We start from the raw sequence: 20,440 nt of genomic DNA on the forward strand, positions 1-20,440 counted from the left end.
ACGGGCAGATTAGTTTAACACTATCCCCTCAGCACTCCAAGGTCATTAAGGTCCATAGGTACTAGAAAAAGATTGGACTTTTTAAATAATCCAAAGTACAGTATATTTCGGTTATAAGTTTAAGTACAGTAATTGTTACTGTATGAAATCAGAAAATATACGTTAATAAAAATCGTTGTGTGGTAAAGTTAACAGCAAATTTTTCCATTAATCTCTTTGGAGGGGTGTCTAACAAGGATGGAAGAGAATGAGATGGGAATGAAAAGAATGATATGTTTTGTTTTAATTAATTCACTTATTTCAGCTCTTTTTATTTCTGTTTTATTTATAAGTTTTGTTCTTTTTGTTGGTATGATGGATGGACCCAAACGACCAGGTTTATCAATTATTCTTATGGCTGCTTATTTATCGTTATTTGTTATAGTCAATATTTATCTGTTGAAGAAACATTTGAAGGGGAAATATATTATTATTTTAATTTCGATATTCTTCACTACAAATATTTTATCTATTGTTTTGGGCTTGAATCAACTAATCTTTGATTATTTTGAAAACAATATAGCATCGTCGATTTAACTAACTGAAAACGATAGTTGAGGGGCTTGCTTCACGGCAACTCCTCTTTTGTTTATAATAGAAATGGGCAGGTTTGTTTAATAAAGGGTCAAATGGAATTGTACAAGCTAAATAATGGAAGCAAAGAATTAAATTAGCAGACACATAGGAAAGGGTGGTACATATGAAAAAGTACAATATTATTCGTCCTATCATTCTGATTGTGGTTGCACTCCTAACGAAAAGCTTGGTTACCAATCTTTGCATGTTGCTGGGAATGGAATCCGAGTCAGCCAAAACCATGGGTTTCGGTGCGATGGTAATTGCCGCGCTCGTGGTCTTTTCCAGAAACCGAAGAAGTCCGAAATAGGATTTGCACCACGCGATCGGCATTTCGCCAAGGGTGTTCGGGATATCGTTACTAACGGTGAACGAGAGTTGAGTAAATGTCACACGATTGAAATCTTATTTTCATTTGGTATTAATCATTAAAGTATATAATAAAAACCGACCCTCTTTAAAATATAAACTTAGACCCGCAGCCCGTTGCTGTGGGTCTCTTTTGTTATTGAACTAAAGGGCAGTTATGTTGAACAATATCGAAAAAATAATTATTGAATAAATATTCACTTTAATGCATAATAATTCTATTCATGTACTAATGTTTTCCAATTTAACATAAGTAGGGATGATAAACTATGCATATTAGAAAGGCTGTTATGAGCGATTCAGAATCAATGTTCAAATTAATTGAAATGTATGCTATTCAAGGACAATTACTGCATCGTACTCGCCAATCTATTTACGAACACATTCAATGTTTTTATATTGCAGTTGAAAATAATGAAGTAGTTGGAGTAGCCAGTTTACATGTATTAGACTTTGATTTAGCTGAAATTCGGTCCTTGGTTGTAAGTCCTAGTGTATCGCTTAAAGGAATTGGACGGTTATTAGTTAATTCAATCGTTGAGGAAACGAGAAAACTTGGAATCAATAGATTAATTGCTTTAACATATCAAGATGCATTTTTTTATAAATGTGGATTTTCCAAAGTTGAAAGAGAAACATTATCACAAAAAATATGGAAAGATTGTATCCATTGCTCAAAATTCAATTCGTGTGATGAAATTGCTATGCAAATAACGGTTCGAGGGGAGTGATGTGCTATGTCAATAACATGTGAATCTGATTCTTTGGAAGATTATTTGGTGGAAACGGAAGAAATTGATTTTGATCATCTTTCTATTAAGGAAAAATCATCAAAATTATTTTCTGTATCCTTGAATGAGGATGATTTTGTAAAGAATGCTTATGAATTTGTTCGTGATAGAATATCTCACTCGTGGGATATACAAAGTTCACGAATAACCTGTAAAGCTTCGGAAGCACTTATTTATAAAGAAGGTATTTGTTACGCTAAATCTAATTTATTATGTGCCATATTAAGGAGTAAAGGGATTCCTACAGGTTTTTGTTATCAACGACTTACTTTAGGAGATACACCAGATACAGGGTACTGCATTCATGCTTTAAATGCCGTTTACATTAAAAGTATAGGGAGATGGATTCGCCTTGATGCCCGTGGAAATAAGCCTGGTATCGATGCGGAATTTTCTATAAATGAAGAGAAATTGGCTTTTACGATACGGCAAGAATTCAAGGAAATAGACTATTCAGAAATATATAAATTACCTAATTCTAAAACAATCGAAGCACTAAAACAAAATACAAATTGTATAGATTTGTATCTTACTGGATTACCATCAACTCTGTAGATATTGGTGTAATTGAACTAACGGTGAACGTTTGTTCAATTCACAGCAACGGGAGGCTGCCGGACGATCGGCAGCCTTTCGCTCACCTAACGGGCAGTATGACGCAGTACCCGTTACAGAAAAAGGAAATTCATTATTACATGATGAATATACAAACAGGAGAATTTCGAAATCATGATGTTAGTGAATTTACAGCAATATTAACAAACTGGCCGGGTTGGCCGGAGAAATGGTGAGCTCCTTTTGAGACAAAAACTCCTTGAACATTTCCCTTTTTTGTACAAAGCGCGTGTTGCCCAGCTCGTTTTAAAGCGGCATCTTCAAAATACTTTTTCTTTCACTAGGTTTGCAAAAGTAAGGATCGAAGAAACGATGCCGTATACCTGCAAAAAGCATCAATCCCTACTTCGCAGAAAATTGGGCTCTAGCGATCCTATTCTTCAGGAAAATAAAATTTCGAATTTACGGCTAAGCATTCGGCATATAGACGGAATTATCATCCAGCCGGGTGAGACCTTCTCATTTTGGAAGCTAGTCGGTAAAACAACTGTGGAAAAAGGATACATTGAAGGCCTTCTCCTGTCGCATGGCGAAGTCAAAACCGGTGTCGGAGGAGGTATTTGCCAGCTGGCCAATCTCTTGTTCTGGCTCGCTCTTCATACCCCGCTTACAATACGGGAAAGACACCACCATAGCTTCGACCCTTTTCCTGACGATCAGCGCGCATTGCCGTTTGGCAGTGGGGCGAGTGTTTTTTACAATTATATCGATCTCCGGTTTCACAACCAGACCGATCAAGCGATTCAGTTCAAGGTTTGGCTGACTGACGAGCATCTCAAAGGATCCGTACATATTGAAGAAGAATGGTCTTATTCCTATCATGTATTTGAAAAGAATCATACCTTTCTGAAAGTTGAAGGGAAAAACTATCGACAAAATGAGATTTGGAGAAGTGTCATTGACAAAAAGACCGGGAATGAAATTAAGCAAGAGCTACTGATAAATAACTATTCAGAGGTCAGGTATGAGCTCCTGGACGACATACCTAAGGAACGAGCAGCCAATTAGTCGGAGTTCGGAGTTGTGTACATTCGAGACAGGTTTCCATTTTTTTGAAGCATGTTTCTAACGGCGAACGATAATGTAACAGCGGATGCCGATGCATCCGTTTTTTGTTTGCTGAGCTAACAGGCAGTTTTGCTTAAAAATTTTGAATAATAAAATGTTATGATAAATTTGACGCGAAAAAAATTAGGAGTGGAAAGATGTTCAAGTTCTTCAGAAAGAAAACCAACCGTATTTCCTCTGAATTTCAAATTGAAAATCCCAAATCTAAAACACCAACTGTTCAACTTGGTGACTTATTTTCCGCCGTATTACCTGATGGACGTTATGGAGCGATACGAATAATAAATCATATAGAGAAATCGTTTCTTATTGCGGTAACGACTTACTTGGATTCAAACATACCGTTGATTACAGACCCACGGCTACAAGTGATTCTCTTGCAAAATCGATTTCGTTATCAGAACGAACCTGCGATAAGCTGGTATGAAGGAAAAATACCAAAAGATTTTTTGTATTTAGGGAATATCCCAGTATCTAAACATGAGAAGAAGCTTAAATGCAATAATTATAGCGGCAAATTAAGTTCTTATTGTGTATATCCAGTTTATCGAGAGTGGCGCTGGCTGTATGATCGAGAGAATTATGAGAATGAAATCCAAGCTGAAAGACTCAAACGGGAAGAAGAAAATAAACACCGAATACAAGTACCAAAACAAATGATGTCAGATGACGAATTTTGGAATTACATATCTATGCTCGATCTTCAACAACAGGGTGAAGAAGATGCCGTTGCTCCTTTAATTACGAAGCTCGCAAAAACTAGTGTTGGGAATATTAAAAAATTCGACGAAACTTTGGCTTATAAGCTTTATTTATTGGACACGAAGGAGCATGCCAAGCATATTGGGGAATTTGGGTACAATGAGGAAAAAGATTTTATCTCTGCTGACGGATTTTTGTATGCTCGTTGTGCCGCTGTCGCAAAAGGAAAAGCCTTTTATGAATCAGCCCTTTACTCTCCACCTAATATGCCTAAAGACGAGGATTTCGAGATCCTTCTTTCTGTCACTCATGATTCTTACTTCAAGAAAACTGGTAAAGAATATAATTATGAGACAGGGTGCAGCTTCGAAACATTTCAAAATAAAGAGGGTTGGCGATAACGGAAGGATTTAAAGTTAAGCTCCCATGGAAGAATGTAATTTCTTCCATAATCTGTGGTGCCGTGGGTGGCATGGATGGCTAAAGGAAACGATAATTCAACATCTGAAGAGCTGCCGCGTGGTAGCGCTTCATTCCGCTAACGGGCAGTTATGTTAAGTTACTTCATGGCAGCCCGGGACTCAAACTGCTGCCGTTTCCATATGGAGTAAAGAAGGTTAATTACAAAGTCCAACAGTAGGCAGTTCTTCGGTGTGGAGTTCACTTTTTACTGGGGTACGATATGTTTTTACAAACATGTTATCACGGCGAAAAGATGTATATTGAGAAAGTTCTAGTATGTGGATATGCTTGGAAGATTCAACAAGTAGGGGCTTCCCAGCTTAAACAGATTATTGGTATCCTTTTAGCATTAAATGAGGAGCATAGGTGAAGTTTTGGTCATTTTTAAAATTAATGTAACTAAGAGAATGCTATGATTAGAAGGTCTACATTTGAAAGTACAAGTAGGTATATTGGAAGGTGAGCGAATTAAACTTATTCCGCTAACTCGTGAGCACACAATGGATTTATACAGTGCAGTAGACAGCATTGAAATATGGACATACCTGCCGAGTCAAATGGAAAAGTTTGAAGATATGGTTGCTCATGTTGAAGAAGCTCTGGTTAATTGGAAACAGGGCATAGAAGTTCCTTTTGTTGTAATCGATAAGTAGTCCAACGAAGTTATTGGTATGACTCGATTCTAAGATGTATCTCTTCGAAATAGCACTCTTGAGATAGGGTGGACATGGTATTCAAAAAAAGTCTGGCGTACTCGTGTTAATACAGAGGCTAAATTTTTACTTTTGAGTTATTGCTTTGATGTGTTAAAACTTGTCCGAGTTCAATTTAGAGTTGATACGCACAACTTGCGCTCACGCAAATCTGTTCTTCGAATTGAGGCAAAAGAAGAAGGAATTTTACGGAAATGAGGTATTCTGTATAACGGCTATATTCGAGATATGGTTTATTACAGTATTATCAATGAAGAATGGTTAGATGTAAAAAAACGAATTGCGGATTTATTAGCTTTTCGACCTTAATTTTATTGGTTCCACTCTTTACGCTACTGAGAACATTGTGAAGGGAAGTAATACTTATTAAATTGGACGATCTATCACGAGCTATATTGAAAGATAAAATCGAAAGCTGCCATGTGTATAAAGATGATTCTGTGGTCTTTGAATACTATAGAAACCGTAAAATGAAGGACAAACAGCATAAGGTATACTCCATCACGAAGAGTATCTTATCAGCTTTGTATGGGATTGCGATTCAAAAAGGATATATTAAAAATGAAAATGTCCCAATAGCAGACTTTTTTGAAGATATCGAGGATGCGAAAAAAGAAATTACGATTAAACATCTACTAATGATGTCCTCTGGGTTGAGATGGCAAGGGAATAAAGCAATGATACCGGCGAAAAATTGGGTGAGGTTTACGCTGGATCAACCGCTTGTGTCCGAACCTGGAACGGTAATGAAATATAGCTGTGGTAGCTCTCAAGTATTAAGTGCAATATTGCAACGAGCAACCGGAATGGATACAGTTGCATTTGCGAAAAAGTATTTATTTACACCATTAGCCATTCATAATTTCAATTGGCATCATGATGCACAAGGTGTGGCAATTGGCGGATTTGGCTTAACAATAAAGAGTGAAGATATGTTGAAAATTGGATTGTTGTATTTAAACAACGGAGAATGGAATTCAAAAACTCTTATTCCCGTTGATTGGATTCGTGAATCAACAGCAATTCACATGAGAAACCTCGAGGGAACCTCGTATGGTTATCACTGGTGGATACTCAATGATGATAGCGGCGAAACAGGTAAAACATATTTCGCTAGAGGAATGGGCGGTCAGTACATCATTGTAAATAAGGATAAGCGCATTGTTACTGTTTTTACAAGCAACACAAATATTGATCGTACAAGTCCAATGGAATATTTTAGAAATTTCATATTAAATTGACTGGTACATACCGAATTGTTCTTTCTTTTAGTACGTCAAGCTATTCGCTATCGTGTTACTTCACGTAGGAGGGATAATATGGTATCCATCATTCAAATGAAACTTGAAGATTCTTATAAAATACGAGATATCGATCGTTCAGAAACAATAAATTTCATCTATAAATGTAACGATGGAATTCTTGATGAAATAAAAGCTACTCACGAATGTCCTAATTGGAAAGAAGAAGATTATAACGAGATCATCTCACGGTTCGAGTATGAGCTTGAAAAAGGTGGTACAGCTTTTGGGGCGTATGCTGGAGATACGTTGACTGGATTCGGTGTCTTAGCTCATAAGTTTAGGGGCAAGGACCACGATCAGCTTCAGATTGATCTTTTGTATGTTTCTCGAGATTATCGGAGGCAAGGAATTGGAAGTCGAATAGTCGAAGAGCTCAGCAAAGTGGCTATTGAAAAAGGTGCGAAGTATTTATATATCTCCTCTACAGAAACTGAATCAGCAGTTAATTTTTATTCAAGCTGCGGATCGACAATAACGTCAGAAGTAGATCATGAACTATTCGCAAAAGAACCCTACGATATTCATATGATTAAGAAACTTTATAAATAAGTAAGATAGTTTAACCACGTTTCGCTAATGGCGAACATGTTTAAACTTCGAAAGGCAGCCGCCTGGCAGCCCTGTACTCCAACGTTCATTCCGAGGAACTTTAAAACATAAACACTGGGTGATCTGAGGGGGAGTTAAGTATGCTGAAAATTCAAAGGACAGTGGACTCTAGAGTAATAAATGAGTCCAAATTACTATTATTCAATGAATTATTTAAACCTCTAGGAATGCCTCGTGAAGCCCAAGAGCAACTTAAAGTACCTGGCACAGAACATTATTTCGTTTGTATTTTAGATCATTCAATTATTGGTGTAATGGTTCTTGTGATCGATGATGAAATTAGGGAGCTCCACCATGCTGCAATATCCAAAGAATATCGCGGGCAAGGTATTGGTAAAAGGATCTGGCAGGAAGTCGTTGGGTTTTGCAAATCCCAGGGAATAAAAGATATTGAGTTATACTCTAGAAATACAGCGATTAACTTTTGGCAATCTCTTGGGTTTACTGAATTGGGTGAATGGCTAGAAGTCGAATCATTTGTTAAGCATGGGATTAGACATAAAAAGATGGAGATTTTAATTTAAGGCAAAGTTAAATGATATTGTTGATCCTGTTCACTTTTGATTCTGGAGTTGATTGTAATGGATTTGGAGCAAAGACGGGCTTGGAATGAAAACCATAAGAATTTATCTGAAATTATATTAAATCCCAACGAACATGTTCGAGCAGTTGAGCTTTTTTTCAATCACCATGCATGGTTGTACTCATCGAAAATGAGTAGCGACCGAATCAATACTTTCGAAGAATCCGTTTTGGAAAATCTGGAGGAAAGTGCATTCAGGAAGTATCCAGTAAATGCACCAGATACAAAGAATTCAATCGTATGGCATCTCTGGCATATTGCAAGAGTCGAAGACATGACGATGAATATTTTAGTTGCAGACAGTCAGCAGGTGCTTCATTCCGATAATTGGCTACAAAAAATGAACATCAGATTTGCCCATAGCGGTAATTACATGTGTGATGACGATATCGCAGAACTAAGTTCAGTCATTAATATAAATTCACTATTAGATTACAGAATAGCTGTGGGAAAACAAACCCGACAAATCATTTCGTCACTGCAACCAGGCGAGTTCAGAATTAAAGTTCAAGATTATAGAATTAATAGGTTGTTTGATGAAACTGCTATACTTCAAGAAGCAAGTGGTATTGCTGAATATTGGAGCAAGAAGACAATAGCCGGACTTGTACTGATGCCAGCAACACGACATAATTTTTTGCATTTAAATAAATGTGCTCGTATAAAGGATAAGTTGCAGAAGGAAAAGGAAAAATCAAACAGAAAAGTTTAACAAACGGGGATACGGAAGCTATTTTTATCTGAGAGGAATTATTGAAATGTCAATTCAGGCAAATACGCTAAGTATGGAAATAAAAAAGAAAGTCCAGATGGATTATTTGCTTTCTTTTCCTGAAGGATACGAAGATCAAAAACGTGAGTGGGGACTTATTATTTTTTACATGGAATGGATATGCGGGGAGAAGACGTAACCCAACTATCGAATTATGGTTTACTTGAAATTGCTAAAGAAGGACTAGTTTCATTACCATTCATTGTTGCAGTTCCCCAATGTCCAAGCGAATCATTTTGGAATATGGAACGTGACACTCTTTCCGCACTGTTAGATGAGATTAGATCTACTCATCGAGTGGATTCAGATCGGATTTATGCGATTGGATATAGTATGGGAGGATATGGGGTTTGGGATTTAGCTATACATAATCCAAATACATTTGCGGCAATTGTACCATTGAGTTCTGGCGGACAAATATCAAAGGCAGCTAGCCTTAAGAAGACTGCGATATGGGCATTTCATGGGGCGAAAGATAATGTTGTCCCATTAGAGCAAATGACGAACATGATAAACGCTGTAAATAAGCATCAAAAAAACGTAAAACTAACCATATACCCAGAGATGGGGCATGACATTATGAGGAAAACACTTGGTAACCAAGAACTTTTTGCTTGATTATTGGAACAGAAAAACACTGGGGTAAATTAGTCATGACTTCACATGGAGGAATGAACAGTTTTTACAGCAACACCGGGCAACAATTTTCAACTAAGTGGTTCAAGAGCAAACCACCAGTTGTCCAATCATTAACTGATAAAAGAAGTCACCTCTTTTGAGTCAGACATCATTAAATTAACGGGTTCTGAGTTGGATAATTTTATGAATTTAGTGAATGTAACGTTATCTGAAAAATACGCAATGATTATTTGAGGATTTTAAGCGGGATAAGGATATAGAAATGAGGGTAAAAGATGAATTGTCCATTTTGCTTTCTTGAATGTGACCGAGAACAGAGCGTCATTCTTAGTAATGAATACTGTTTTTTTGTTCAAAAACCTCAAGAGATCTTACTTGGTTCTGGTTTGATTGTACCTAAAATACATAGAGAAAACGTGTTCGATTTAACGCCCAATGAATGGCAAGCAACTTTTGATCTACTACAACAGCACCCTGCAGCCTCTGTCTCTATACGCCGCAAATTCAATCTTTGTGGGTGACTATTTAACGACTGAGGGGCAAGATGTTTCTGCCGATCACCAAATCATTGAAGATTTAGGGTTTGAAATTGAGTTGAACGCGTTATAAGGCTGTGTTAACTATGGATTGGATGGAAAAAGGACTAGTGGCGTTAAACCTTGCATCGTTAGAACGCCGATTGCTCGTGAGTAGCCCTCTTCCGAAAAGCCCTGGCTGTACGGTTCGAGGAGAACGAACGTTACTCAACCTGTCCTCAAATGACTATCTTGGGCTCGCTCAGCATGTTGCTATTGTTGAAGCGATGCGAGATGCACTCCTATTGGAAGGTGCTGGAGCTGGCGCTTCACGCCTTGTAACCGGTAACCGACCACCCTATGGACAGCTTGAAAATGCACTGGCCGAATGGCAGAACTGTGATGCTGCACTCGTTTTTGCAAATGGATATATGGCTAATGTCGGTGTTATAAGCGCGCTTGTAGGCCGTGGTGATGTGGTTCTCAATGATCAGTTCAACCATGCCAGCATTGTTGATGGGATTGTATTAAGCCGAGCCGAACATGCACGGTACCGTCATAACAATATAGAACATTTGCGTTCGTTATTGAATAAGCACCGTGATAATCGGCGCAAGTTAATTGTTACGGACGCTGTTTTTTCAATGGATGGAGACCCTGCTCACTTGCATGAACTTGTTGAACTGAAACGGGAGTACGGTGCCATGCTGATGGTAGACGAGGCACATAGCGGTGGTATATATGGATTGCGTGGTGAAGGATTGTGCCGTGAGATCGGGTTGGAAGGCGAGGTTGATATCCATTTGGGAACATTCAGCAAATCATTTGGAGTCTATGGGGCTTATGTTTGTGGAAACAGTACACTCATTCAATGGTTAGTGAATAAAGCAAGAACGCTTATTTATTCAACGGCACTGCCACCTTCTACTGTAGTTGGGATCTCAAAGGCTTTGGAGCTAGTACAAAAAGAGCATTGGCGCCGTGAACATTTATTTGCAGCCAGCAGATTCTTTCGTTCCTCATTAAGCAAGGCTGGTTTTAACGTTGGCAAAGGAGATTCTCCGATTGTACCTTTAATCGTTGGCGATAACGAAACAACTCTACGGTTCAGTAGTGCTCTTGAGACAGAAGGTATCATGGCAGTTGCCATTCGTCCGCCTACCGTACCCGATGGTACTGCGCGAATTCGCTTCTCCTTGTCCGCCGTTCATACCATTAATGAATTGACAGATGCTGTTAAAAGTATACATCGAATTGGACTTCGATTAGGGGTAATAGAACCATGCGGCAAGAGTTAAGTGGCACAATCTTGTGGCTGAGTGGATGGAGTATGTCGGTGAAAGTATTCGATCAACTTCGTGATTTACTTCCAGATTTTCACCATGAGTCGGTTGAATACAGCACCGCTTCTTCAAAAGAGGAATTCTTAAACAGGACAGAAATGGCTGCAAAAACTAACTTTTCCTCTCACCCTCGTCCGTATCTAATAGTAGGTTGGTTACTTGGTGGATGCTTAGCGTTGGAACAAGCGCTCCAAGGGTTAGCGGACGGTCTTGTGCTTCTCTCTGCAACAGCGAAGTTTACCCGGTCTAAAGATCAAACGGATTTCGGTTGGGCCGATGCATACATTAGACAGATAATCACTGGACTAAGAAAAGAACGACAAGTCACCGAATATAAATTCCATCAGATGATATTTACAGAACTGGAATCTAGATCTTGTTTAAAGGATAACCTCCCTTTAGGCAACTGGACAACACCTGCACTAATAGCTGGTCTTGAACTTCTACGAAGTGTGGTGCACTCGTCTCGACTGCCGGAAATTAATTGTCCGGTTCTACTTGTGCATGGAACAGAGGATAAGGTTTGTCCATTCAAAGCAGCGGAAGAGTTGCTCAAGGGATTGCCTCGGGGTAAGTTATTAACCGTAACAGGTAGCGGACATGCACCGTTTCTAGGAAGGGAAGCTCTCATAGCGGAATCAATTAGGAGTTGGTGGCATGATCAATAGAAAAATAACGATAGAACGTCAATTTAACCGAAGCGCAGCAGGTTCGTATGATAATCATGCCAATGTGCAAGGAATCATGGTGAACGAACTTACACAATCTCTTAAGGGTTGGATTAGAAAAGGGGCAATAAACAGACCAAACATTCTTGAGATCGGCTGCGGTACCGGGTATCTTACCGAATTATTAGTAAAAGAATTTCCAGATTCATCGAACTGTGGGCGGAAAATGCTCCTGTGTCCTCGTATGATTTAATAGTTTCGAGTGCTTGTTTTCAATGGCTGAGTCATCCAAATCAAACACTAATGTACCTTCACCGGAGACTTCGAACCGGAGGTTTACTTGCATTTGCGACATTTGGCCCGGAAACTTTCCGCGAGTTGCATTTATCTTTTGATGAAGTTTACCGTTCTCATGGAATGGAGCCCCAGCGTCACGGACTATCGTTTCAATCTTATGATCAGTGGTACAAATTGCTAACGGAAACAGGATTCTCAAGCATCCAATATGATCGGTTATTTCAAATGGAAGAGCATTCTTCCGTAAGAGATTTTCTTCATACTGTAAAAGCGCTGGGAGCAAGTACTTCAAATGCTACAGCCTCTCTAGGCCTTGGATCAAGGCGACTATTCACCCAGATGTTCAAAGAGTATGAAAATAAGTTCAGAAGTCCGGGAGAGGTTTCTGCTACTTACGATGTTCTGTTTATTCAGGCATCTGCAACATGATTAATTTTACTAGAAGCAGTAAAATGTACTCGCAGGGATCACGTTTATATGTAAAAGAGGTCTCACTGAACTAACGGAGAACTATAGCTTAATAAACATCAGAAGAAGGCTGCCGAAACCAATGATCGTCAGCCTTCTCAGCTAACGGGTGAACGAGATAGCATCATGACTAACAAGCAGACTGTATTCTGGGCTGTCTGTTAAACTATCAAGCAGGATAGAAAGCATCGCCGAGGAATTAGGTTTGGAAAATAAGTAGTGTAAACATGCGCAATTGAACGAACGATATGAAGGATTTGGGAGGAAGTTCGAATGAGAAGAATTGCTATTATTGGTGCTGGCAGCATTGTATTCTGCAAAACGTTAATCCTTGACATTATGGCTACTGAGGCGCTTCAGGAGACCGAATTTGTGCTAATGGCTCCATCAACAGGAAGGACTTCGCAGGTAGAAGCCTATGCGAACGAAGTTATTAGGATGAATGGGCTGAAGTCTAGGGTCGTAGTGACGACTGATCGTCGGGAAGCGCTTAAAGGAGCATCCTATGTCATTTGTACATTCCAAGTAGGCGGCATGAGCGCGTTCGAGCTGGACTACAAAATACCGTTGAAATACGGTGTGGACCAGTGCATTGGGGATACGATGGGTCCTGGTGGTATTTTTCGAGCCTTGCGAAGTATTCCTGTTATGCTTGAGATTGCAAGAGACATGGAAGAGCTATGTCCGAACGCAACGCTGCTCAATTACGTCAACCCGATGGCGATGATAGGCTGGGCACTTGGTGAGACCAACGTAAAATTCGTTGGGCTGTGCCACGGTGTTCAGACCACCCTTGACCTGATTGCCGGGTACGTCGATGTTCCCAAGAATAACATCGACTTTGTTTGCGCAGGCATTAACCATATGGGCTGGTTCATAAAGCTGGAGCATCAAGGGAATGATTTATACCCGATACTATGTGAACGGTTCGAGCAACCGGAATTTTACGTGAACGAAAAGGTTCGAGGTGAAGTATTCCGACACTTCAACTATTTCATGACGGAGTCTACCGGTCACCTGTCCGAGTATGTCCCCTGGTTCCGGAAGAACACAAAGGCTCTTAACCTGTACTGCGATGAGCCTGCATTCGGAGGAGAATCCGGTGCCGCTTACGAATGGGGTAAGTATGTGGCTGAGAAATATAAAGAGAAGAACGTCTTGGAGGGAGAATCGACCGCACTTCCGAGTCGCAGTGTAGAATACTGTGCTTATATTATCGAGGCATTAGAAACCGGGAAGCCGTTCAAATTCAATGGAAATGTCCGTAATGAAGGCATGATCGCCAATCTGCCAGCGGACTGCTGTGCCGAAGGACCGATTTATGCTGACCGAACCGGGCTGCATCGAGTCATAGTCGGAGGACTCCCGCCTCAATGCGCCGCCTTGAACATGACGAATATCAACGTCCAGCGATTGGCCGTATTGGCTGCCCGATCGGGCGACACGGATACGCTCGTTCAAGCGGTTTCCCTGGATCCGTTGACTTCTGCCGTGCTGACTTTAAAGGAAATTAGGGAGATGGTCAGCGAAATGCTCGAAGCACAGCGGGAGTGGTTGCCCCAGTTCGCAGGCAAATCGGTCCGTCCGACTCCTAAGGTTAACATTCCTAAAAACGTAGCGAGAGTGGACGTCCCCATCGACCCAGCGTTGGTTGTATATAGTCGGTTCGGGGAACTTTCCAAGTGAATAACTAGTTAAATCATAATCCCTCTTGCAAGATAATGAAAAAGTGAGCATACAGCCCCCAACTTGTCAAAATAAGCTGAGGGCTGTATTTATGAAGAGTTAGGTTTTAATGTCGGGTGACAAGAACATTGTCCCATTAATTGCCGCGTAAAACGCGGTCTTTTTTTTATGGTATCAAGTTCTTGTCATTGGCTCTTGACAAGAACTTGATACCATTTCCGATTTTGACAAGAACTTGATCTCATTCCCGACGGCTCAGGTCGAAGAATTTCAATTGGCCAGTGTATCGACTGCCTTTACTGAACTAACGGGCAGTAGAGTTGAATATAACTAATCTTTACATAGACCATATACATAATTGGAAATAAAATAAGATGCAAAGAGGTTATTCTATGCTACAAGTAAGACCATAGGGACAAATGGAATTTGATTCTCTTATGGATATGCACTAAGAGTCTATTTATATAAACAGCTTTAAAACGCCTGACTTCTCGCTGATTTGCAGGGTAGGAAATTTAGAGTTGTCGAAAACTATAGACTATCCAATCGACAAGGAGGAGTAGCCATGATTCATCATTTCATACCTCAACTATATTTTAATACGATAGGCCAGCATCCACCTATATTGACGATTCGGGATGGGGATACAGTCATTACGACGACAGTCGATGCGAGAGGCTGGGACAACAACGGCGAAAGCGCAGCTGCTCGCGGGAATCCAATGACAGGACCTTTCTATGTAGAAGAAGCGATGCCCGGTGATACGCTAGCGGTTCAATTCGAATCAATCACTCCGAACCGCAATTGGGCTTGGACAACCAACATGCTTGCCCCAGCAGTTATCGAGCCGTATGTTGCTGCTGTATTGCCGGCATCGGACATCGTACGCTGGACGGTGGATGTTCCACAGGGGGTTGCTTTTCTCAAGGAGCCAACTCCGGGGCTGGCTGAATTGAAGCTGCCTTTGCGGCCTTTCCTGGGCTGTTTTGGTGTAGCGCCTTCCAATGGTCAGTTCATCTCAACTGCAACAAGCGGCGAGTATGGCGGTAACATGGACTATAAAGGACTGGTCGCAGGATCTACAGTTTATTTTCCAGTGTTGTCCGAAGGTGCATTGTTTTATTTGGGTGATGGACATGCCTTACAAGGCGATGGAGAAATAATCGGTACAGGGCTCGAAATATCTATGGATATTCGGTTCACAGTTAGCATTCAAAAAAGTAAAACGATAGGCTGGCCGAGGGGTGAAACCGACACGCACTGGTTTTGTATCGGAAATGCACGGCCGCTTGACCAGGCGCTTCAATATGCAACGACCGAGATGTTTCGGATGCTGCAGGAGGATTTCAGATTAACGTCTTCGGAAGCCAGCTTGTTGCTAGGACAAGCAGTGGAATATGAAATTGCCAACATGTTTAACCCCGCCTACAGCGTAGTCTGCAAGCTGCCGAAGTCGGTTTTATCACAATTAAGTTAACGAGGAATGATTGTTGCGGAGTTGCTTATTAGCAGCTCCTTTTTGGTTTTGCTGAAGTAAAGGGCAGTAGAGCGTTGCGGAAACCAGTTACTTAACATTAAAGTAACGGGCAGTTTAATGGAATAATCTGCGTGAATAAATGGAAACTTATTACAATCCCGTTACGTCTAATTCATTAGAATTAAACATTGGGAGTGATGAGTCTTTGAAAAAGTTTATTTTAGGATTAATTTGTGGAATCACTTTAACTGCAACAACTGCTGTTTATGCTTCTGAATCTATTCAGGCATATTTGTTTCCAGCTAAAATTGAAATTAACGGACAAAGCAAGGAATTACCTAGTGAATACAATGTTTTGAATTACAATGGTCATGCTTATGTTCCTATACGCTTTATAGGTGAAAGCCTTGGTTTAGGCGTAAGATATACAAATAGTTTAGAATCAGGCAAAGTAATTTCGATAATGAATGAACCGACGGACGTGGATGAAACTACAAAAAAAATATGGCAAATTCAATATCAGTTGAAAATAATGCAAGATCAAGCATCCGTAAAAGGACTTCTTGGAGAACCCACTGTAATCAGCACTGATCAAAAGCAAGAACTAGTATGGAGATACGATATTTCAGCAAAGCCAAATTATAAATTCATGGATTCGGGGCAGGGTTATAATATTGATTTCAATGCGTTGGAAAAAGGGGATCTAGGTGCCCAACTTTTTATTAGATGGTCAGATGAGGGAAGAATTATGCTGATTGATTTAAGGTATAAGCAAAAAAGTTGGATATACCAATATTATCTTTCACCTGATAATTCTGGTATAAATCTGATGGAATAACAAAAATAAAAGTGGCGAAGCAGAATGATTTGTACTTTAGTAAACTCAACGAGCAAGACTAGTCCGCTATTGTGCAACGGAGAACGCATGTGGTGTTCCGTTTCTTGTAGAAATAAATCGTACTGCTTTATTATTGCTCTTACATCGCAGCAATACTTATTGTTAATGTAGATGATAAAACGGTAATAAAAAAACTTGCCATTGAACTAACGTAAGAACGATAGCTCTGTCACGTGATTGATTGGCAACTTTATAGTTTGGAGGATATTAATTGAGAAAGATTAAAACATGGTGGATAGTGATAACAGTTATTTTACTAATTCCAGTCCTATCATCGATTAGCTCTCAAATGAAAATAGATGCTTTGGAAGAAGATTTAAAAAACTATCTCATTTATGAGAAAAATTATAAAGAAACCGATATCGCCAGTATTAAAGGTAAGAAAAGTAAGATGCCGAAGTATGTGATGTTTGTAGTTTTTACTGATGAGCCAGGTATAACTTACGAGTATACTGATAGAGGTATTGGCAAATGGACTCAGATTGGACCTAGTGACGGTGATATAATGAGAGGAATAACATACAAACATCTAGAAGAAGAGCGTAAATATATGCAGCAGTAGCAGTCTTCAATTTTATATCAATTATGTAAATACACATCAGAATTCAAAAGTCTCGAAGATAGCTCCTTAGGCACTTAATATGCCACTTCGTAATGGATTCTTGTTACGCAAACGAGAAACGTTTCTTCAATACATAGCTATGGGAGGCTGCCAGCACAAAAGGCAGCCTTTCGCTCACCTAACGGGCAGTATAACGCAACTCTACTGCATATATTGGGTCTATAGATACATGGTGGAAAGAGGGAGATGAACAATAATAAAAAATAAAAAGCTGTCTATATTGGTTATTGTCGCACTCTTTATTTTAACTTTAACCGGGTGTGTGGGATCTAATAAAAAAACTGATTTTGCGGAAATAAGTAAAAACTTAGCCCAGCATTCTAACCAATTGAATGATGAGAAAGGCGTAACATTAGTAGGTTATTCTGCTGACCCAAATGAGAATGTATTCAAAGTTGGAATAGGCTATGACTCGACATTAACAGAATTAAGATTAAAACAAATCATTAATGATTATCTCTCTAATTCTGTCTCGACAATGCAGGAAAGCGACTGGCATCAAAGGCTCAAGCCTTATAACCTGATTTTTGAACGAATAGGAGAGGTTAAAACAAACCTCCCCATCATTGCACAAAAAAATGAGGGAGAGTCCGACTTGACTTGGTTAATAACCGAAGTAAATTAATGGATATTGCAAATGCGGCTAAACTAATGACTGAGAAAGGAATCGATAATGTTTATATGCGTTGTTTGTGGATATGATCAACTAACCAAACCGCAATTTCTTGAATCAGGTGCTCCCAATTACAATATTTGCTCTTGTTGCGGCTTTCAATCCGGATTCGATGATTTACTTCGAAGAAAAACAATAGAAACCTACAGAGATGAATGGATTATTGAGGGAGCAATTTGGCTTAATAAAAAGAAAAGACCAATCGAATGGAATTTAAATGAACAATTAATGAATATAGGTATATATAGTGGGGATTAAGCTAAAGGCCGCCGTTCAACAATGGAATTGGTTTCTTTTCATTGAACTTGTCTTTTATTTATCTCTAGTTTCTTCATCGTATCTTAATCTGCAACTATCAAATAATTTATATATAAATATATAATAATATATTTTTGTCGGGTGACAAGAACATTATCTCATTAATTGCCGCGTAAATCGCGGTTTTTTTACTTTATGGGATCAAGTTCTTGTCAAAACCCAATGACAAGAACTTGATCCCATTCCCGATTTTGACAAGAACTTGATCTCATTCCCGACAGACCTATTCATACGTTCTTTTTAAAGCACATACAAGAAACTTTAGTTTAGACAAACATTACTTCCGATTGGCTGTCATCGCTAAACTAACGGGCAGTAATGCGGGGTAACCAGTTTTACAAAAAAAGGGAATAATCTGTTTCTGGCGAATTATTTATTATTGCAATGAATGTCATATTTATAACGATTCTGCTTAACGAATAAGAACCCTTAGGCAACTCAATGATGCCGTATGATGGCTAACGCCCTCGAACATAACATTTATTGATGAAAAGTACTGAATTTCTATAGTATAAAGGCATCAATTTATGACACTGATTCGGAACAAATGAATGATGAGTACGCTTATTGCCCACGTTGGAATATAGTTTTTTTTAAGGGGAGAAGTATACATTGAAAAAAATAGTAATTGGGATGATTTTGGGTGCTGGTATTACATTATCTACGGCTGTATATGCATCTGATGGTGTTCAAGCCATTAAGTACCAGGTGAATTTTCTTTTTAATGGGGTTGCTAAACAGTTGGATAGTGAATATACTGTATTGAACTATAATGGACATGCCTACGTGCCTATCCGCTTTGTAGCTGAAAGTATGAGAGCCCAAGTAGAGTTCAATGAGACTGAACAGCAAATATCCGTGAAGTTTGGAACGCCATCAGAGCAGCTCGAATCGCGAATTGAGATGACTACCCTCCAATTAATTAAAACGGCAGAGATCGGGGATCTGAATGAAACTAATAAACAAGTCGATTCAATAGCGTCAGCCGATGTCAACCTAGTTTTTCTTCAGATTTTCAAAATGGCACATATGTTTCAAGGCAATCCGCATGTAGCTGATTTAGTTGACCTATTGATTAAAAAGCAAGTTGATCTCAATATCGTCGATGACTCCAATGGCTACACACCGCTGAATTATGCAGCGGAACGAGCAATAAATTTAACTGGAAATCTTCTGGATGCGAGAGCAAAGGTCAATGTAAGTGCAAATGGAATGACCCCGCTAATGCAGGTATCGAGCAAGAAACAGCTTGGTTTGGTTAACAAGATGCTTGCGATGGGAGCCGATCCGAATTTAGGCGGAGGAGCTCTGCTTTCGGCGCTTCATCCTTTTGCCAATTCTGGTTTAACGGATGAGAGCGTTCAGATTGTAAAAAATCTTATAGCATATAAAGCCAACGTGAACGCTGCCAACGCGGATGGCGAAACACCGTTGATGTCAGCTGTAAGTGTGAGTGTGCCGCAGTCTCGGCAAATTGTTCAATTGTTGCTCGAGAACGGCGCAGATCTCTCTTTAGTGCCAAAAAGTAATTGGTTGGGGATGACTCCACTTATGAGAGCGGTTAATCCTTACGGCTATGACTCCATTCAGGATGTTTATACGATGGTCGAAATGTTGATCAATGCCCATGCGGATGTCAATGCTGCCGACGAGAAAGGCAACACAGTTCTCTCTTACGCCGTGGAGTTCAATCAGCATGCAGGGGAAGGAAACCCGGAGATAATTCGATTGTTGTTGAGTAATGGAGCGAAGACGCAGACGAAAGACATGAATGGAGTTACACCACTTGAGAAGGCTAAAAACATTGTAGATGAGAAGTTAAGGGCTGAAATCGTTATGCTTTTAGAAGGGCAGTCGACATAGCATTGATTTGATCTCTATGCTCGTTACAACAAGAATAATAAGCATATTCGGCTCGGCTAAATTGTCTTTCTACTCAACTATCAACATCGGGAAAGCTATCCGCTCGTTGGAGTGTTGATATTCAAAAATTGGGATTAACTAACGCGGAATTTCATCTGGTATTAATCATTAAAGGTTAAAATAAAAGCCGACCCCCTTTAAAATATTAACTTAGACCCGCAGCCCGTTGCTATGGGTCTCTTTTTGTTATTAAACTATAGGGCAGGATACAGAAATTACCTTATAGAAATTATATGGTGTCAATTGTATTTTAAATTCGATATATAACTGGGGGAGACCAATTAATTGCTAAACTTATATATAACTCGAC

25 protein-coding genes and 2 pseudogenes are annotated in these 20,440 nt (G+C 39.5%); all 27 read left to right on the plus strand.

All coding sequences use genetic code 11. The features are described 5' to 3' along the window. Positions 1–237: 237 nt before the first annotated feature. The 27 genes and pseudogenes from AC58UX_RS29780 (at position 238) to AC58UX_RS29910 (ending at position 20,070) form a co-directional block, all read left to right on the plus strand. A complete protein-coding gene (locus AC58UX_RS29780) occupies positions 238–576 on the plus strand; it encodes a hypothetical protein (protein WP_497259573.1) in 339 nt (112 codons plus the stop codon). A gap of 163 nt (positions 577–739) precedes the next feature. Continuing rightward, positions 740–925, plus strand: a complete 186-nt coding sequence (locus tag AC58UX_RS29785) for a hypothetical protein (RefSeq protein WP_497259575.1) — start codon at positions 740–742, stop codon at positions 923–925. 328 nt (positions 926–1,253) lie between these two features. Beyond that, positions 1,254–1,715 carry an N-acetyltransferase gene (locus tag AC58UX_RS29790; RefSeq protein WP_497259577.1) on the plus strand — a complete coding sequence of 154 codons (462 nt, stop codon included), beginning with the start codon at positions 1,254–1,256 and terminating at the stop codon, positions 1,713–1,715. A gap of 6 nt (positions 1,716–1,721) precedes the next feature. Next, positions 1,722–2,330: a transglutaminase-like domain-containing protein gene (locus AC58UX_RS29795; protein ID WP_497259579.1), complete on the plus strand. Its 609-nt coding sequence runs from the start codon at positions 1,722–1,724 to the stop codon at positions 2,328–2,330. 23 nt (positions 2,331–2,353) lie between these two features. Further along, positions 2,354–2,566, plus strand: coding sequence for a hypothetical protein (locus AC58UX_RS29800; protein WP_497259581.1), 213 nt, complete (start codon positions 2,354–2,356; stop codon positions 2,564–2,566). A gap of 7 nt (positions 2,567–2,573) precedes the next feature. Continuing rightward, positions 2,574–3,398, plus strand: a complete 825-nt coding sequence (locus AC58UX_RS29805; protein WP_497259583.1) for a VanW family protein — start codon at positions 2,574–2,576, stop codon at positions 3,396–3,398. Between the two features lie 197 nt (positions 3,399–3,595). Continuing rightward, entirely contained in the window at positions 3,596–4,561 is a 966-nt protein-coding gene (locus tag AC58UX_RS29810; RefSeq protein ID WP_497259585.1) for a DUF4240 domain-containing protein, read from the plus strand. A gap of 492 nt (positions 4,562–5,053) precedes the next feature. After that, entirely contained in the window at positions 5,054–5,275 is a 222-nt protein-coding gene (locus AC58UX_RS29815) for a GNAT family N-acetyltransferase (protein WP_497259587.1), read from the plus strand. A gap of 63 nt (positions 5,276–5,338) precedes the next feature. Next, positions 5,339–5,533, plus strand: a complete 195-nt coding sequence (locus AC58UX_RS29820; RefSeq protein ID WP_497259633.1) for a GNAT family N-acetyltransferase — start codon at positions 5,339–5,341, stop codon at positions 5,531–5,533. A gap of 197 nt (positions 5,534–5,730) precedes the next feature. Next, on the plus strand, positions 5,731–6,576 hold the full coding sequence (locus AC58UX_RS29825) for a serine hydrolase domain-containing protein (protein ID WP_497259589.1): 846 nt from the start codon (positions 5,731–5,733) through the stop codon (positions 6,574–6,576). Between the two features lie 78 nt (positions 6,577–6,654). After that, positions 6,655–7,188 carry a GNAT family N-acetyltransferase gene (locus AC58UX_RS29830; RefSeq protein ID WP_497259591.1) on the plus strand — a complete coding sequence of 178 codons (534 nt, stop codon included), beginning with the start codon at positions 6,655–6,657 and terminating at the stop codon, positions 7,186–7,188. A 140-nt stretch (positions 7,189–7,328) separates the two neighbouring features. Next, entirely contained in the window at positions 7,329–7,772 is a 444-nt protein-coding gene (locus AC58UX_RS29835) for a GNAT family N-acetyltransferase (protein ID WP_497259593.1), read from the plus strand. Positions 7,773–7,829: 57 nt separating this feature from the next. Continuing rightward, positions 7,830–8,543: a DinB family protein gene (locus AC58UX_RS29840; RefSeq protein WP_497259595.1), complete on the plus strand. Its 714-nt coding sequence runs from the start codon at positions 7,830–7,832 to the stop codon at positions 8,541–8,543. 147 nt (positions 8,544–8,690) lie between these two features. Next, the gene (locus AC58UX_RS29845) at positions 8,691–9,221 is read left to right on the plus strand and encodes a carboxylesterase family protein (protein WP_497259597.1); all 531 of its coding nucleotides are present in this window, start codon (positions 8,691–8,693) and stop codon (positions 9,219–9,221) included. Between the two features lie 492 nt (positions 9,222–9,713). Beyond that, positions 9,714–9,851: pseudogene (locus AC58UX_RS29850) on the plus strand (biotin synthase BioB); the annotation flags it as partial. 13 nt (positions 9,852–9,864) lie between these two features. Then, entirely contained in the window at positions 9,865–11,055 is a 1,191-nt protein-coding gene (bioF, locus tag AC58UX_RS29855; RefSeq protein ID WP_497259599.1) for an 8-amino-7-oxononanoate synthase, read from the plus strand. Next, complete coding sequence (locus tag AC58UX_RS29860; RefSeq protein WP_497259601.1) at positions 11,040–11,768, plus strand: alpha/beta fold hydrolase; 729 nt, start codon at positions 11,040–11,042, stop codon at positions 11,766–11,768. The genes bioF and AC58UX_RS29860 overlap by 16 nt, the downstream gene beginning before the upstream one ends. Then, positions 11,758–12,021 (plus strand): hypothetical protein, encoded by a 264-nt coding sequence (locus tag AC58UX_RS29865; RefSeq protein WP_497259603.1) that lies wholly within the window; start codon positions 11,758–11,760, stop codon positions 12,019–12,021. The genes AC58UX_RS29860 and AC58UX_RS29865 overlap by 11 nt, the downstream gene beginning before the upstream one ends. Further along, a pseudogene (locus AC58UX_RS29870) lies at positions 12,003–12,209 on the plus strand (methyltransferase domain-containing protein); the annotation flags it as partial. The gene AC58UX_RS29865 and the pseudogene AC58UX_RS29870, both read left to right, overlap by 19 nt. 81 nt (positions 12,210–12,290) lie before the next feature. Next, positions 12,291–12,494, plus strand: coding sequence for a hypothetical protein (locus AC58UX_RS29875; protein ID WP_497259637.1), 204 nt, complete (start codon positions 12,291–12,293; stop codon positions 12,492–12,494). A gap of 312 nt (positions 12,495–12,806) precedes the next feature. Next, complete coding sequence (melA, locus tag AC58UX_RS29880; RefSeq protein ID WP_497259605.1) at positions 12,807–14,219, plus strand: alpha-galactosidase; 1,413 nt, start codon at positions 12,807–12,809, stop codon at positions 14,217–14,219. 565 nt (positions 14,220–14,784) lie between these two features. Further along, complete coding sequence (locus tag AC58UX_RS29885; RefSeq protein WP_497259607.1) at positions 14,785–15,696, plus strand: acetamidase/formamidase family protein; 912 nt, start codon at positions 14,785–14,787, stop codon at positions 15,694–15,696. A 139-nt stretch (positions 15,697–15,835) separates the two neighbouring features. Then, the gene (locus tag AC58UX_RS29890) at positions 15,836–16,534 is read left to right on the plus strand and encodes a stalk domain-containing protein (RefSeq protein ID WP_497259609.1); all 699 of its coding nucleotides are present in this window, start codon (positions 15,836–15,838) and stop codon (positions 16,532–16,534) included. 271 nt (positions 16,535–16,805) lie between these two features. Next, complete coding sequence (locus AC58UX_RS29895; RefSeq protein ID WP_497259611.1) at positions 16,806–17,156, plus strand: DUF3139 domain-containing protein; 351 nt, start codon at positions 16,806–16,808, stop codon at positions 17,154–17,156. A gap of 280 nt (positions 17,157–17,436) precedes the next feature. Continuing rightward, complete coding sequence (locus AC58UX_RS29900) at positions 17,437–17,841, plus strand: hypothetical protein (protein WP_497259613.1); 405 nt, start codon at positions 17,437–17,439, stop codon at positions 17,839–17,841. A 48-nt stretch (positions 17,842–17,889) separates the two neighbouring features. Next, positions 17,890–18,147, plus strand: coding sequence for a hypothetical protein (locus AC58UX_RS29905; RefSeq protein ID WP_497259615.1), 258 nt, complete (start codon positions 17,890–17,892; stop codon positions 18,145–18,147). Positions 18,148–18,819: 672 nt separating this feature from the next. Continuing rightward, positions 18,820–20,070 carry an ankyrin repeat domain-containing protein gene (locus AC58UX_RS29910; RefSeq protein WP_497259617.1) on the plus strand — a complete coding sequence of 417 codons (1,251 nt, stop codon included), beginning with the start codon at positions 18,820–18,822 and terminating at the stop codon, positions 20,068–20,070. Positions 20,071–20,440: the final 370 nt, after the last annotated feature.

Source organism: Paenibacillus sp. J22P90 (assembly GCF_059692195.1).